The organism is Variovorax sp. OV329 (genome assembly GCF_900114785.1).
GTDB lineage: Bacteria > Pseudomonadota > Gammaproteobacteria > Burkholderiales > Burkholderiaceae_C > Variovorax.
Genome location: NZ_FOUG01000001.1, coordinates 323730 through 339310 on the forward strand (window position 1 = coordinate 323730; position 15581 = coordinate 339310).

The window sequence follows — 15581 nt, forward strand, 5'->3', positions numbered from 1 at the left end:
GTTTTGGCACGCAAGTTGCGACGAATACGATTCGTTCTTGTAATGTTATTACTCACGGAGCCACGATGCAAATCTCTGCCGACACTGTAGACACGACGGGTTGTTCCACCGCCCCCACTGCCGCCGCCACCCGCCGCGGCATGCTCCTGGGCGCCATCGCCACCACCGTGCTGGGCCTGGGCCTGAGCGTTGCCGCCGGCAGCGCGCAGGCCGCGCCGGCACGTGGCGGCGCAGCCAACCTGGCCATGGTCGGCGAGCCGCAGGGCCTGGACCCGATGACCAGCACCGCCGACCTGGTCGGCACCATCATGCAGCACGTGTACGAGCCGCTCTACACCTTCGACGCCAACTGGAAGGTGGCACCGATGCTGGCCGAGGGCATGCCCACGGTGTCGAAAGACGGCCTGAGCTACACCATCGCCATCCGCAAGGGCGTGAAGCTGCACAACGGCCGCGACCTGACGGCCGACGACGTGGTCGCCTCGCTGCAGCGCTGGATGGAACTCTCGCCGCGCGGCAAGGCCGTGGGCAAGGAAGTGGCCTCGCTCAGCGCCAAGGGCCCGAACACGGTGGAGATGAAGCTCAAGCAGCCCTACGCGCCGCTGCTGGCCCAGCTGGCCCTGCCCAGCGGCATGGCCGCCATCATGGCCAAGGAAAGCATCGCGCCGCAGATCACGCAGTTCATCGGCACCGGCCCCTACAAGTTCAAGGAGCGCCGACCCGACCAGTTCACCGTGCTGACCCGCTTCGACCAGTACAGCGCCCGCAGCGAGGCCCCGAGCGGCTACGCCGGCAAGCGCGAGGCCCTGCTGGACGAGCTGCGCTTCGTGCCCGTGCCCAGCGCCAACACGCGCGTCGAGGGCGCGCTGTCGGGCCAGTTCCAGTACGCCGACCTGCTGCCGGTGGAAGCCACCGGCCGCATCGAGAAGGGCGCGCCGGCCGTGGTGCCCATCGTGACCAAGAACTTCGGCTTCCCCTACATCGTGTTCAACACCAAGGAAGGCGTGCTGGCCTCGCAGCCCATGCGCCGCGCGGTGCAGACGGCGGTGGGCTCGGGCGAACTGCTGGCCGCCGGCTTCGGCGACAACCGCTTCTTCGTGGTGGAACCCAACTTCTTCCCCAAGGGCACGCCGTATTTCTCGGATGCGGGCAGCAAGCTCTACAACTCGCGCGACCCCAAGGCAGCGAAGGAAGAGGCGGCCAAGGCCGGCTACGACGGCAAGCCGATCCGCATCATGGCCAGCCGCCAGTACGAGTTCCACTACAACATGGCGCTGGTGATGTCCGAGCAGCTCAAGAAGGCCGGCTTCAAGACCGACCTGCAGGTGGTGGACTGGGCCACGCTGGTGCAGCGCCGCAACGACGCCAAGCTGTGGGACGTGTACTTCACCCACTCGGGCCTGTTCCCCGAGCCGATGCTCTCGCCCCCGCAACTGGGTGACGGCGCACCGGGCTGGTGGGAAACCGACAGCAAGAAGAAGACCCTGACGGCTTTCAACACCGAGGTCGATCCGGCCAAGCGCAGCCAGTTGTGGGGCCAGGTGCAGCAGACGGTGTACGACGAGGTGCCCTTCATCGAGGTGGGCAAGTTCAACAGCCTGTCGGCGCGCTCGGCCAAGCTGGAGGGCTACACGCCGGCGATCTGGCCCTTCTTCTGGAACACCGGCCTGGCCAAGTAAGCCACCCGGTTTCAGTCAAGGGAGCTATTCATGGTGCACTTCCTGTTGCGCCGACTGGCGGGCGCCTTCGTGGTGCTGGCCATCGTCGCGGTGCTGGTCTTCCTGCTCACGCGGCTGGCCTCGGGTGACCCGGTGGCGCTGCTGCTGGGCGACCAGGCCACCGCGGCCGACATCGCCACGGCGCGCGTTCAATACGGGCTGGACAAGCCGCTCACCACGCAGTTCGTGCTGTGGGTGGGCGAGCTGGCGCGGGGCAACCTGGGCCAATCGCTCTTCCTGCAGCGACCTGTGGCGCAGGCGCTGCTGGAGCGCGCCGAGCCCACGCTGTTCCTGGCGCTGTTCGCCGTGTTCATCGCGGCGCTCATCGGCATCCCGGCCGGCATGGCCGCCGCCGTGTGGCGCGGCAGCGCCGCCGACCAGGCGGTGAGCAGCGTGGCCATGCTGGGCGCGAGCGTGCCCAGCTTCTGGCTGGGCCTGATCCTGATCCAGTTCTTCGCCGTCAAGCTGGGCTGGTTCCCGGCCTCGGGCTACGGCGACCCCACGGCCAGCCTGGCCGAGCGGCTGCATCACCTGCTGCTGCCGGCGCTGGTGCTGGGCCTGCTGAATTCGGCGCTCATCATCCGCTTCACCCGCGCCTCGATGCTCGACATCCTGGGCGAGGACTACGTGCGCACCGCACGCGCCAAGGGCCTGCCCGAGGGCGTGATCATGGTCAAGCACGTGCTGCGCAATGCGCTGGTGCCCATCGTCACCGTGCTGGGCCTGACGCTGGCGCTGATGATCGGCGGCACGGTGGTCACCGAAACGGTGTTCAACCTGCCGGGCGTCGGCAATCTGGTGGTGCGCGCCGTGCTGCGCCGCGACTACCCGGTGATCCAGGGCACGCTGCTGGTCATCGCCGCCATCTACGTCTTCATCAACCTGGGCGTGGACTTCATCTACACGCTGGTCGACCCGCGCATTCGCCTGGAGTCCAAATGAACAAGGTCCTACGTCGACTCTTTTCCCGCAGGATCGTGCTGGCCTCGGCGCTGGTGCTGCTGCTGGTGCTGGTCGTGGCGATGTTCTTCCCGATGCTGTCGGACGCCGACCCCAGCGCCATCTCGATCAGCGAGCGCCTCAACGGCCCGTCGTGGGTGCACCTCGCGGGCACCGACGAACTGGGCCGCGACGTGATGCTGCGCATCATCTACGGCGCGCGCTACTCGCTGGCCATCGGCTTCATCACCGCCGCTGGCGCGGTGCTGTGCGGCACCCTGCTGGGCATGCTGGCCGGCTTCTTCCGCCGCCTGGATGCACCGCTGATGCGCCTGGTGGACGCGATGATGTCCTTCCCCGACATCCTTCTGGGCATCGCGCTGGTCTCGATCCTGGGCGTGTCGCTTTGGAACGTGATGCTGGCGCTGGTGATCGTCTACACGCCGCGCGTGGCCCGGGTGGTGCGCGCCACCACGCTGGTGCTGCGCGAGCTGCTCTTCGTCGATGCGGCACGGGCCCTGGGCGTGCGCACGCCGCAGATCCTGTGGCGCCACATCCTGCCCAACCTCATGTCGCCCATCCTGGTGCAGGTGACCTTCATCTTCGCCTACGCCATCCTGGCCGAGGCGGGTCTCTCGTTCCTGGGCGTGGGCGTGCCGCCGGACATTCCGACCTGGGGCACCATGATCGCGGGCAGCCTGGAATACGCCGACAAGGCCTTCTGGACCATCTTCTGCCCGGGCCTGGCCATCGTGCTCACTGCACTGTCGCTTCAGATGCTGGGCGACGGCGTGCGCGATCTGCTGGACCCCAAGCTCAAGAAGGCGGCCTGACCATGAGCGCCAATAACGACAACACCACGATGCCGCGCCTGGAAGTGCGCGGGCTCTCCACCTCCTTCGCCACCGACGGCGGCCGCATCCAGAGCGTGGCCGACGTGTCCTTCTCCATCCGCCCCGGCCAGACGCTGGCGCTGGTGGGCGAGTCGGGCTCGGGCAAGTCGGTGACCAGCCTCTCGCTGATGGGCCTGCATGCCAAGACCTCGCAGGCACAGGTGCAGGGCGAAGCCCTGTTCGTGAAGCGCGACGGCCAGCGCGTGGACTTGCTCAAGCTGCCCGAGGCCGACAAGCGCGCGCTGCGTGGCAACGAGCTGGGGATGATCTTCCAGGAGCCCATGACCAGCCTGAACCCGGTGCTGACCATCGGCGAGCAGATCGCCGAGTCGGTGCGACTGCACCTGGGCCTGGACCGCAAGGCCGCCCTCGCGCATGCGCAGCGCATGCTGGAACTGGTGGAGATTCCTGCCGCCAAGCAGCGGGTGCACGAATACCCGCACCAGCTTTCGGGCGGCATGCGACAGCGCGTGATGATCGCCCTGGCCATGGCCTGCAACCCCACGCTGCTGATCGCCGACGAGCCGACCACCGCGCTGGACGTGACCATCCAGGCGCAGATCCTGGCGCTCATGGGCCGGCTGCAGAAGGAGACCGGCATGAGCATGCTCTTCGTCACGCACAACCTGGGCGTGGTGGCGCAGTACGCCGATGCGGTGGCTGTGATGTATGCCGGGCGCATCGTCGAGTCGGCGCCGGTGCACCAGCTCTTCGCAGCGCCCGCGCATCCGTACACGCGCGGCCTGCTGGCCTGCCTGCCGGGCGTGGCACGCCAGCGCGGGCAGGTGCATGTGGCCGGCCGCCGGCCGCAACTGGTCGCGATTCCGGGCCAGGTGTCCAGCCCGCTGGCACCGCCGCCGGGCTGCGCCTTCGCACCGCGCTGCAGCCATGCACGCGAGGACTGCAACGCCGCCATGCCCGCATTGGAAGGGGCAGGGGGCGAGCGCATGGTGCGCTGCATCGGATTCACCGAGATCAAGGAGGCCGCATGAACGCCGCCGTCATGGAAGCGCCGCAGGTGGCCGCCGAGCAGAACCTGCTGGAGATCCGCAAGCTGCGCAAGTACTTCGGCAAGGGCACGCACCCGGTGCGCGCGGTGGACGACGTGAGCTTCACCATCCGCCAGGGCGAGACGCTGGGCCTGGTGGGCGAGTCCGGCTCGGGCAAGAGCACCATCGGCCGCCTGCTCACGCGCCTGGTCGACCCGACCGGCGGCGAGATGCTCTACACGCCGCAGGGTGCCTCGGCGCCGCAGGACCTGGCGCATCTTTCGCAGTCGCAGTTCCGCCCGCTGCGCTCCAAGGTGCAGATCATCTTCCAGGACCCCTACGCCAGCCTGAACCCGCGCATGCGCATCCGCGACGTGCTGGGCGAGGCGCTGGACACGCACGGCCTGGCCAAAGGCGCGGCGCGCACGCCCCGCATCCACGAACTGCTGGCCCAGGTGGGCCTGCGGCCCGAGCATGCGGACCGCTTCCCGCACGAGTTCTCCGGCGGCCAGCGCCAGCGCATCGGCATCGCCCGTGCGCTGGCAGTGGAGCCGCAGTTCATCGTGGCGGACGAGCCGCTGTCGGCGCTGGACGTGTCGATCCAGGCGCAGGTGGTGAACCTGCTGGGCGAGCTGAAGGAAAAGCTGAACCTCACGCTGCTCTTCATCTCGCACGACCTGGACGTGGTGGAGTACCTCTGCGACCGCGTGGTGGTGCTGTACCTGGGCCGCGTGATGGAGATTGCGCCCACGCATTCGCTCTACGCCGACCCCAAGCATCCCTACACTCGCGCGCTGCTGGCGGCCGCGCCCATTCCCGATCCGGCCCAGCGTCGCGTGGTGCCGCTGCTGCAGGGCGACCTGCCCAGCCCGGCCAACCCGCCCTCGGGCTGCGTCTTCCGCACCCGCTGCCCCCGTGCCGAGGAACGCTGCGCCAGCGCCGACATGCAGCTGCGCGAAGTGAAGCCCGGCCACTGGCACGCCTGCTGGCGCGACGACCTTTGAGCGAGACTCCCACCATGACCGACGAACTCATCCTCGACCACCGCAGCAAGAGCTTTCCGCTGGGCGCTGCGCCCTGCCGCGCCAGCGAGATCGCCAGCCGCGGCTGGAACCTCCTGGCCGACGACATGCCCTATCCGCTGGCGGCCATCCGCCGCTCGGCGCTGGCGCACAACATCGCCTGGATGCAGGACTTCGCGCAGCGCAAGGGCGTGGCCCTGGCGCCGCACGGCAAGACCACCATGTCGCCCGAGCTGTTCAGGCAGCAGCTGGACGGTGGCGCCTGGGGCATGACCTTCGCCACCATCTTCCAGCTGACCGTGGGCGTGGAGGCCGGCGCGCGCCGCGTCATCATCGCCAACCAGGTGCTGGGCGATGCCGACCTGGACGGGCTGGCGCGCCTGCTGGCCAGCCATGCCGACCTGCGCGTGTGGTTCCTGGTGGATTCCCTGGCGCAACTGCAGGTGATCGAGGAATGGGCACAGCGCCGCGGCCATGCCGGCCGTTTCGACACGCTGGTCGAGATCGGCGTTCCCGGCCAGCGCACCGGCGTGCGCACGCTGCACGACGCGCTGGAACTGGCCCGCGCCATCGCCCGCTCGCCGGCCGCGCGCCTGGGCGGCATCGAATGCTACGAAGGCGGCGTCGCCAAGTGCGACAGCGAGCACGACGCGCGCGAAGTCAGCGAACTGATCCACCGCGTGACCGAGGCGGTGCGCGCCTGCGATGCCGAGAACCTGTTCGCCGACGACAACATCCTGCTCACCGCGGGCGGCTCGGCGGTGTTCGACCTGGTGGTGCCGCTCTTGCGCACGCAGGGACTGTCGCGCCCGGTGCAGGGCGTGCTGCGCTCGGGCTGCTACGTGACGCACGACCACGGCAACTACAAGCGCTTCCTGCAGCTGGTGGAGCGCCGCGAGGGGCTGGACGAATCGCTGCGTCCCGCGCTGGAAGTCTGGTCCATGGTGCAGTCGGTGCCCGAGCCCGGCCTGGCCCTGCTCAGCTGCGGCCGCCGCGACATTTCCTACGACATCGAGATGCCCATTCCGGTGAAGCACGCGCCGCGGGGCGCGCGCGAGCTGTCGGCCGCGCCGGCCGACTGGAGCATCAGCGCGCTCAACGACCAGCATGCCTACCTGCGCTTCAGCCACGAGGCCAGTGCGCCCAAGGTGGGCGACCGCGTGGTGCTGGGCATCTCGCACCCCTGCACCACCTTCGACAAGTGGCGCTGGCTGCCCGTCATCGAGGACGACGGCGCGGTGAGCGGTGCCATCAGCACGCGGTTCTGAAAAAATGAACGACGCAGCGAGCCATCTTCTGCAGCGCCTGCGCGAGCGCATGGCCGAGTTGTCGTCCGCGCAGCGCAGCGTGGTGCAGGTCATCCTGGACGACCCCGGCGCCGCGGTGGCGGCCACGGTCGAGCAGCTGGCGCAGCAGGCGGGCGTGTCGATGCCCACCATCGTCCGCACCTGCCGCAGCTTCGGCTTCGACTCGGTGCGCGAGTTCATGCTGGCCCTGGCGCAGGACCTGGCGGTGCGCGGCTCCTACCTGCACCGCAGCGTGCTGGCGGACGACTCGGCCGACGACGTCACCAACAAGATCGTGCACGCGGCGGTGTCCTCGCTCACCGAGCTGGGCCGGCGCATCGACACTGATGTGCTCGACCAGGTGGCGAGCAAGCTGGCGGCCGCGCGGCGCATCGACTGCTACTCGGTGGGCGCGGCGTCCACCTTCATGGCCGGCGAGCTGCAGAGCCGCCTGTTCCGCCTGGGCTGCACGGCCAACGCCATCTTCGACGCGCACCAGCAGCTGGTCTCTGCCAGCACGCTGGGGCCGGAGGGCGTGGCCTTCGTGATCTCGCACGTAGGCCGCATGCCCTACACGCTGGAGGCCGCCCGCTTCGCCCGCTCGCAGGGCGCCACCGTGGTGGCGCTGACGCAGCCGGGCACGCCGCTGGCCGACATCGCGGACCACCTGCTGGCCGTGTCGGTGCCGCAGGATGCGGTGATGCGCGTGGGCACCGAGGCCTACCTCGCGCACCTGGTGGTGATCGAGATCCTGATGGTGCGCCTGGCGCAGAAGCTCGGGCCGGTGGCCACGCGCGGCCTGGCGCAGTTCAAGCAGCTGCTGCACAAGCACGGCTTCGACAGCGCCGAGTACTCCGGCGCTACCGAAGCCATGCAGGACATGGACGAAGAACGCGGCGCACGCCAGCACAACAGTGGAGGAATCGGCCATGGCCGAGGTGAATGAAGGCGCCACCCTGCTCAAGGGTGGCCTGGTCGTGGATGGCAGTGCGTCGGCAGGGCAGGTGGGTGACCTGCTGCTCGCGGGCGAACGCATCGTGGCGGTGCGCCAGGTGCCCGCTGCACTCATCGAGGCGCACCGCCCGCAGGTGATCGACTGCACCGGCCTGGTGGTGGCCCCCGGCTTCATCGACGTGCACACGCACGACGATGCCGCGGCCATCGAGAAGGCCGACATGCTGCCCAAGCTCTCGCAGGGCGTGACCACGGTGATCGTGGGCAACTGCGGCATCTCGCTGGCGCCGATGGTCAGCGATGCGCCGGCGGCGCCCCTCTCGCTGCTGGGCAGCACGCAATTCCTCCACCGCACGATGCGCGAGTACGCGGCTGCCGTGGAAGCAGCGAAGCCCGGGGTGAACGTGGCGGCGCTGCTGGGCCACACGGCCCTGCGCATGCGGCACATGCCTGCGCTGGATCGCCCGGCCAACGCGCAGGAGCGCGAGGCGATGGCCGCCGACATGCAGGAGGCCATGGATGCCGGCGCGCTTGGGTTGTCGTCGGGCGTCTTCTACAGCGAGGCCTACGCGGCCGACGTGGAAGAACTGGTGGCCGTCGCCTCGGTCGCGGCGCGCAGCGGTGGCGTGTATGCCACGCACATCCGCGATGAGCTGGCGGGCATCCTGCCGGCGCTGCAGGAAGCCGCGCTCACCGCACGCCAGTCCGGCCTGCCCCTGATCCTCTCGCACCACAAGTGCGCCGGCGCCGACAACTGGGGCCGCACGCGCGAGACCTTGCCGCTCATCGAGAAGCTGGCCGCTGGCCAGGAACTGTCGATGGACGTGTACCCCTACACCGCTGGCTCGACCGTGCTGCGCGAGGACCTGGTGGACGGGGTCATCGAGGTGCTTATCACCGGCAGCAAGACCTATCCCGAGATGGGCGGGCGCTACATCAAGGACATCGCGGCGGAGTGGGGCGTGTCGCAGCAGGAGGCTGCCATCCGGCTCAAGCCCGGCAACGCCTGCTATTTCCAGATGAACCAGGACGACGTGGACCGCGTCATCACGCACCCGCTTTCGATGATCGGCTCCGACGGCCTGCCGCATGACGAGCGGCCGCATCCGCGCCTGTGGGGTGCCTTCCCGCGCGTGCTGGCCAGCTACTGGCGCGAGCGCGGGCTGCTGCCGCTGGAGCAGACCATCCACAAGATGACCGGCCTGTCGGCCACGCGCTTCCGCATCCCCGGGCGCGGCTTCCTGCGCGAGGGCTACCTCGCGGACGTGGTGGTGTTCGACCCGAAGACGGTGCGCGATGCGGCCACCTTCGAACAGCCGCGGCAGTTCTCGGAGGGTATCGAGCGGGTGTGGGTCAACGGGGTGCTGAGCTACACCGGCAGCGGGCGCGGCACGGGCCGCCGCGCGGGCCGTTTCGTCCGGCGCGGGCAGGGCGCCTCCGCGCATTGAAAGAGGGTCTTTGCCAATAGGGTTTGTCCTCGGCGGACCGCCCGTTTCAATCATCATATGATCGGCCCCGCTTCGGGCCAGATCGCCTGCACCGTGCACGTGCCGCGGCCCGTTTCAACCACACACAACTGGGTTGGAGGAGACGAGCATGGCGCGCCCCGAAGTACTGGTGGTTGCTCCGCTGATGCCCTACCTGATGGAGGCATTGCAGCGCGACTACACGGTGCATGACCGCATCCACCTGAGCGATCCCGCTGCGCTGGCCGCTGCTGCGCCACGCATCCGCGCGGTGGTCGCCAACGGCGAGGCCAAGGTGCCGCGCGAACTCATCGCGCAACTGCCTGCGCTGGAAGTGATCACCGTGTTCGGCGTCGGCTACGACGGCGTCGACGTGAAAGCCGCGCACGAGCGCGGCGTGCCGGTCACCAACACGCCCGACGTGCTCAACGACGACGTGGCCGACCTGGCCATCGGCCTGCTGCTGTCCGTGGCGCGCCGCATTCCGCAGGCCGATCGATTCGTGCGCGAGGGGCAGTGGCCCAAGGGACCGATCCCGCTGGCCCGCAAGGTGAGCGGCGCCCGGCTGGGCGTGGTGGGCATGGGCCGCATCGGGCAGGCGATCGCCAAGCGCGCCGATGCCTTCGGCATGCACATCAGCTACACCTCGCGCTCGCCGCGCTCGGACGTCAACTACACCTACTACCCCGACGCGGTGGCGCTGGCGGCGGCGGTGGAATTCCTCATCGTCATCACGCCCGGGGGCGCGGCCACGCGCGGCCTGATCGACGCCAAAGTGCTCAAGGCCCTGGGCCCGCAGGGATTCCTCGTCAACGTGGCGCGCGGCAGCGTGGTCGACGAGCCGGCGCTGGTCGAGGCGCTGGAGCAGGGCACCATCGCTGGCGCCGCGCTCGACGTGTTCGTGGCCGAGCCCCAGGTGCCCGAGAAGCTGCGCCAGATGCCGCAGGTGGTGCTCACGCCGCACATGGCCAGCGGCACCCGCGAGACGCGCGAGGCCATGGCCAACCTGGTGCTCTCGAACCTGGCCGCGCACTTCGCCGGCACGCCGCTGCTGACCCGGGTGCCCGCCTAGTCGCACGCCAGGGCACAGCGCACCCAGGCAGCCACGATGAGCACCAAGAACTCCCACGGTCGTACGCTGGATCTGCTGGGAGAGGCAATCGTTGGCGGCCGCTATGCCGTCGGCGGGCCGGTGCCGGCCGAGCCGGTGCTGTGCGAGCAACTGGGCGTGAGCCGCACCGTGGTCCGCGAGGCGGTGAAGTCGCTGGTGGCCAAGGGCCTGGTGGTGACGGGCCCCAAGGTGGGCACGCGCGTGCTGCCGCAGGACCGCTGGAACTGGTTCGACCCCGACGTCATCACCTGGCAGGCCAGCTGCGGCCTGACGCACGAGTTCGTGCGCGACCTGCACGACCTGCGCCGCGCGGTGGAGCCGGCGGCGGCGCGCCTCGCGGCCGAGCGCTGCACGCCGCGCCACATCGATGAGATGGAGCAGGCCTACGCCGGCATGAAGGACGCGATCGAGAACGGCGGCGACTACGTCACCTTCGACCTGCGCTTCCATCACGCGATCTTCAACGCGGCCGACAACCGCATGCTGGTGCAGATGAAGAAAGTGCTGCATGCCTTGCTGCGCACCAGCTTCGAGATCTCCACCAGCAAGGCGAACGGCCCGGCGCTCTCGCTGCCGCTGCACCGCGCGGTGCTCGACGCGCTCGTCGCCCGCGACGGCCCTGCGGCCGAGGCGGCAGTGGCCTACCTGATCGACAGCGCCCGCGAGGACATCGACGAAGTGCTGGGCTCGCGCCGCCGGCTGCCGCGGCTGAGCCGGCCGCCGCCGCACCTCAAGGCCCCGCCCGCGGCCGCCGCGGCCCGGCGGCGCGCCGACGGCGTCCACTGAACCGCTTTCCCCTCGACTCATCCTCATCAACGCGACAAAACCAGGAGACAAGCAAATGAAGAGATTGAAGGCAGCCCTTGCCCCGACCTTGCTGGCCGCACTCGGCCTGCTGGCCGGCGGCCACGCAATGGCCCAGGAGAAGCTCACCGTCTGGTGGGTCAAGGGCTTCTACAAGGCGGAAGACGATGCGCTCTTCGCCGCCATCAAGAAGTTCGAGGACGCGAACAAGAACGTGAAGATCGAGCTGTCGCAGTACCCGGTGCAGGACATGATTCCCAAGACCGTGTCGGCCCTCGATTCGGGCAGCCCGCCGGACGTGGCGTACGCCGACGTGTACGACTTCCAGGTCACCGGCAAGTGGGCCTTCGACGGCAAGCTGGAAGACATCAGCAGCGTGCTCAAGCCCATGCTGGGCAACTTCGCGCCCAACACGGTCGAGACCACCTTCCTCTACAACGACCAGACCAAGGGCAAGGCCTACTACGCCTTCCCGATCAAGCAGCAGACCATGCACATCGAGTACTGGAAGGACATGCTCGAGGAGGCCGGCTTCAAGGAATCGGACATCCCCACGACCTGGAAGGAGTACTGGTCCTTCTGGTGCGACAAGGTGCAGCCGGCCAGCCGGCAGAAGAGCGGCAAGCGCAACTTCGGCATCGGCATGCCGATGGGCGTGGATTCGAGCGACTCCTTCTATTCGTTCCTGACCTTCATGGACGCCTACAACGTCAAGCTGGTGGACGACAACGGCAAGCTGCTGGTGGACGACCCGAAGGTGCGCACCGGCCTGATCGGCGCGCTGACGGACTACACCACGCCCTACACCAAGGGCTGCACGCCGCCCTCGTCGACCAGCTGGAAGGACCCGGACAACAACGTCGCCTTCCACAACAAGACCACCGTGCTCACGCACAACGCCACCATCTCGATCGCGGCCAAGTGGCTGGACGACATGAACAACGCCACGCTCACGCCCGAGCAGCGCGAGGAGGCCAAGAAGAACTACACCGAGCGCATCCGCACGGCGGGCTTCCCGATCAAGCCGGACGGCAGCAAGATGGTCTACCGCACCGCGGTGAAGACCGGCGTGGTCTTCAAGGACGCGAAGAACAAGGAGACGGCCAAGAAGTTCGTCGCCTTCCTGCTGCAGGAAGAGAACCTCACGCCTTACGTGGAAGGCGCGCTGGGCCGCTGGTTCCCGGTGACCAAGGGCGCGCAGCAGCGTGATTTCTGGAAGGCCGACCCGCACCGCCTCTCGGTCTACAACCAGTACGCCGCCGGCACCGTGACCTTCGAGTTCACCAAGAACTACAAGTTCACCGTGCTCAACAACGAGAACGTGTGGGCCAAGGCGATGAACCGCGTGGTCAACGAGAAGGTGCCGGTGGACAAGGCCGTGGACGAGATGATCGCCCGCATCAAGACGGTGGCCGGCGCCGCCAACTGAGCTGCGCCTTTTGCCAGGGAGGCTTCGAGAGAAAAACCATGACAACATCCGCTGCAATCGATGCGGCGCCAGGGGCAGTGCGCCCCGGCGCCGCCCGGCGGCCCAGCCGCTGGGAGTTCTGGGGACGGCTCATGGTCGTTCCCTACCTGCTCGTCTTCCTGGTGTTCGTGCTCTACCCGGTGTGCTATGGCCTGTGGCTGGCGCGCCATCCGCAGAGCTACGTGCACCTGGCGGACGACCCGATCTTCTTCCGCTCGGTGGTGAACACGGTGGTGTTCCTCGTCGTGGCGATCAACCTGAAAATGCTGGTGGCCTTGCTGCTGTCAGGCTTCTTCGTGCAGGAGCGCTGGTGGATCCGCATCCTGGCGGCGGTGTTCATCCTGCCGTGGGCGCTGCCCTCGATTCCCACCATCCTGTCGGTTCGTTTCATGCTCAACCCCGAGTGGGGCGTGATCAACAGCCTGATCTTCCGCCTGACCGGTGCCGACGGGCCCAACTGGCTCAACGATCCCACGCTGGCGCTGTGCTTCTCGATGCTGGTGCACATCTGGAAGTCGCTGCCTTTCTGGACGCTGATCCTGGTGGCGGGGCGGCTGGCGATTCCGGCCGAGCAGTACGAAGCCGCCTCGGTCGACGGCGCGAGTTCGCTGCAGAAGTTCCGCTTCATCACCTGGCCGGCGATGCGCACGCTCTACGTCACCTCGCTCATCCTGTCCATGATCTGGACGCTGGGCGACTTCAACAGCGTCTACCTGCTCACCGGCGGCGGGCCGGCCGACCTGACGCACGTGCTGGCCACGCTGGGCATCCGCTACCTGCGCCTGGACCAGGTGGACCTGTCGATGGCCTCCATCGTGGTGGCGATGCCGCTGGTGCTGCCGCTGGTGTATTTCATGATGAAGAGGTTGTCCAAATGAGCGGCCGCAAGATGCGCTGGAAGGACGTCACGAAAGAGGCCAAGCTGCTGCTCATCGGCATCCCGGTGCTGATCTGGACGCTGCTGCCGGTCTACCACATGGTGCTGTTCGCCATCTCGCCGCGCGACTCCGCCACCTCGGGCGCGCTGTGGCCCAGCGCGCCCACGCTGTCGAACTTCTCGGTGGTTTTCGGGCAGAAGCACCACTACCTCATCCACTTCTGGGTGCAGCTGGGCAACTCGGTGCTGATCGCGGTGGCGGTGGGCGTGATCACGCTCTTCGTGGCGACGACGGCGGCCTTCGCCATCAGCCGGCTGCGCGTGCGCGGCGGGCGCACGGTGCTCAACATGGCGCTGTTCACCTACTTCATCCCGGCGGCTTTCCTGGCGGTGCCCATGTACAAGACCATGGGCAACTACGGGCTGCTGAACAGCCAGTGGGCGCTGATCCTGGCCATGGTGACCATCGCGTCGCCCTACTGCATCTGGGTGCTCAAGCAGGCCTCGGACAAGCTGCCCTACGAGCTGGACGAGGCGGCGCGCATGGACGGCGCCTCGCCGCTGCAGTTGTTCCGCCTGGTGTACCTGCCGCTCATGGTGCCCTCGCTGGTCGCGGTGGGCACCTACGCGCTGCTGCTGGCCTGGAACGAGTACCTCTACGCCTTCCTGCTGCTGTCCAACGACCGCAGCGTGACGCTGGCGGTGGCGCTGGGCAACTTCCTGGCGGCCGACGATTCGCCCTGGGAACTGCTGATGGCCACGGGCCTGGTCTACGCACTGCCGCCGGCGGCCATCTACTACACCTTCAAGCGCTACATGGTGGGCGGGCTCACGGCGGGTGCCGTGAAGAGCTGAAGAAAGAACAAGGGAACGACGACACATGGCTTCCGTATCCTTCAAAGACATCCAGAAGACCTTCGGCAAGGTCAAGGTGATCCAGGGCATCAGCTTCGACATCGCCGACGGCGAGTTCGTGGTGCTGGTGGGACCTTCGGGCTGCGGCAAGAGCACATTGCTGCGCATGCTTGCCGGGCTGGAGGAGATCAGCGGCGGCGAGATCGCCATCGACGGCAAGGTGGTCAACGACCTCGAGTCGAAGGACCGCGACATCGCCATGGTGTTCCAGAGCTATGCCCTCTATCCGCACATGACGGTCGGGGAGAACATGGCCTTCAGCCTGCGGCTGCGCAATGCCGAGAAGGACCTGATGTCGCAGCGCGTGGCCAAGGCGGCGAAGATCCTCAACCTCGACGCGCTGCTGGAGCGCTACCCGCGCGAGCTCTCGGGCGGCCAGCGCCAGCGCGTGGCCATGGGCCGCGCCATCGTGCGCGACCCGAAGGTGTTCCTGTTCGACGAGCCGCTGTCCAACCTCGACGCCAAGCTGCGCGTGGCCATGCGTGCCGAGATCAAGGCGTTGCACCAGCGGCTGAAGACCACCACCGTCTACGTCACGCACGACCAGATCGAGGCCATGACCATGGCCGACCGCATCGTGGTCATGCATGACGGCATCGTGGAGCAGATCGGCACGCCGCTGGAGCTGTACGACCGTCCCGTCAACCTCTTCGTGGCGCAATTCATCGGCTCGCCGGCCATGAACGTCGTCGAGGGCATGGCCCGGCAGGTCGACGGCGTCTGCCAGGTGGAGGCCCAGGGATCGCTGTGGCCGGTGCCACCCGGCGCGAACGCGCCCGACAACACGCCGGTGCACTACGGCATCCGGCCCGGGGACATCAGCCTGGCCGACCCGGGCCACGGCGTGCCGGCGCGCGTGGTGGTGGTGGAACCCACGGGTGCGGAGACCGAACTGCTGGTGCAGGTGGGCGAGTCGCAGCTGGTGGTCACCGTGCACGGCCGCGTCGACGTGGGGCCGGACGATGAGGTCGGCCTGGTGGTGGACGCCAAGCGCGCGCACCTGTTCGATCGCGCCAGCGGCCGGCGCATGGGCTGAGCGCCGGCTTCCTCTTCTTTCCAGGTTTTACATCTGCGGCTGGGCAAACCCCCTAGCCAGCTTCGCCGTGGGCGGCTTATGATTGACCACAATATAGACCTAA

At 68.2% G+C, this 15581-nt stretch carries 14 protein-coding genes; all 14 read left to right on the top strand.

What is annotated here, in order from left to right; translation table 11 throughout:
• Positions 1-140 precede the first annotated feature (140 nt).
• The 14 genes from BM345_RS01465 (at position 141) to BM345_RS01530 (ending at position 15478) form a co-directional block, all read left to right on the top strand.
• The gene (locus BM345_RS01465) at positions 141-1679 is read left to right on the top strand and encodes an ABC transporter substrate-binding protein (protein WP_093374776.1); all 1539 of its coding nucleotides are present in this window, start codon (positions 141-143) and stop codon (positions 1677-1679) included.
• 30 nt (positions 1680-1709) lie between these two features.
• The gene (locus BM345_RS01470) at positions 1710-2660 is read left to right on the top strand and encodes an ABC transporter permease (protein WP_093374778.1); all 951 of its coding nucleotides are present in this window, start codon (positions 1710-1712) and stop codon (positions 2658-2660) included.
• A complete protein-coding gene (locus tag BM345_RS01475; protein WP_093374780.1) occupies positions 2657-3490 on the top strand; it encodes an ABC transporter permease in 834 nt (277 codons plus the stop codon). Before BM345_RS01470 ends, BM345_RS01475 begins: the two co-directional genes overlap by 4 nt.
• 2 nt (positions 3491-3492) lie before the next feature.
• Complete coding sequence (locus BM345_RS01480; RefSeq protein ID WP_093374782.1) at positions 3493-4542, top strand: ABC transporter ATP-binding protein; 1050 nt, start codon at positions 3493-3495, stop codon at positions 4540-4542.
• Positions 4539-5543, top strand: coding sequence for an ABC transporter ATP-binding protein (locus BM345_RS01485; RefSeq protein WP_175544862.1), 1005 nt, complete (start codon positions 4539-4541; stop codon positions 5541-5543). Before BM345_RS01480 ends, BM345_RS01485 begins: the two co-directional genes overlap by 4 nt.
• Positions 5544-5557: 14 nt before the next feature.
• Complete coding sequence (locus tag BM345_RS01490; protein WP_093374784.1) at positions 5558-6829, top strand: amino acid deaminase; 1272 nt, start codon at positions 5558-5560, stop codon at positions 6827-6829.
• A 4-nt stretch (positions 6830-6833) separates the two neighbouring features.
• Entirely contained in the window at positions 6834-7793 is a 960-nt protein-coding gene (locus BM345_RS01495; RefSeq protein WP_093374786.1) for a MurR/RpiR family transcriptional regulator, read from the top strand.
• Positions 7777-9249 carry an N-acyl-D-amino-acid deacylase family protein gene (locus tag BM345_RS01500; RefSeq protein ID WP_093374788.1) on the top strand — a complete coding sequence of 491 codons (1473 nt, stop codon included), beginning with the start codon at positions 7777-7779 and terminating at the stop codon, positions 9247-9249. The genes BM345_RS01495 and BM345_RS01500 overlap by 17 nt, the downstream gene beginning before the upstream one ends.
• Positions 9250-9397: 148 nt before the next feature.
• A complete protein-coding gene (locus tag BM345_RS01505) occupies positions 9398-10339 on the top strand; it encodes a 2-hydroxyacid dehydrogenase (RefSeq protein ID WP_093374790.1) in 942 nt (313 codons plus the stop codon).
• Between the two features lie 36 nt (positions 10340-10375).
• Complete coding sequence (locus BM345_RS01510; protein ID WP_093374792.1) at positions 10376-11164, top strand: FadR/GntR family transcriptional regulator; 789 nt, start codon at positions 10376-10378, stop codon at positions 11162-11164.
• Between the two features lie 55 nt (positions 11165-11219).
• Positions 11220-12611 carry an ABC transporter substrate-binding protein gene (locus BM345_RS01515; RefSeq protein ID WP_093374794.1) on the top strand — a complete coding sequence of 464 codons (1392 nt, stop codon included), beginning with the start codon at positions 11220-11222 and terminating at the stop codon, positions 12609-12611.
• A gap of 38 nt (positions 12612-12649) precedes the next feature.
• Entirely contained in the window at positions 12650-13528 is an 879-nt protein-coding gene (locus BM345_RS01520) for a carbohydrate ABC transporter permease (protein ID WP_093374796.1), read from the top strand.
• Positions 13525-14382, top strand: coding sequence for a carbohydrate ABC transporter permease (locus BM345_RS01525; protein WP_254789417.1), 858 nt, complete (start codon positions 13525-13527; stop codon positions 14380-14382). Before BM345_RS01520 ends, BM345_RS01525 begins: the two co-directional genes overlap by 4 nt.
• A gap of 25 nt (positions 14383-14407) precedes the next feature.
• The gene (locus tag BM345_RS01530) at positions 14408-15478 is read left to right on the top strand and encodes an ABC transporter ATP-binding protein (protein ID WP_093374798.1); all 1071 of its coding nucleotides are present in this window, start codon (positions 14408-14410) and stop codon (positions 15476-15478) included.
• Positions 15479-15581: the final 103 nt, after the last annotated feature.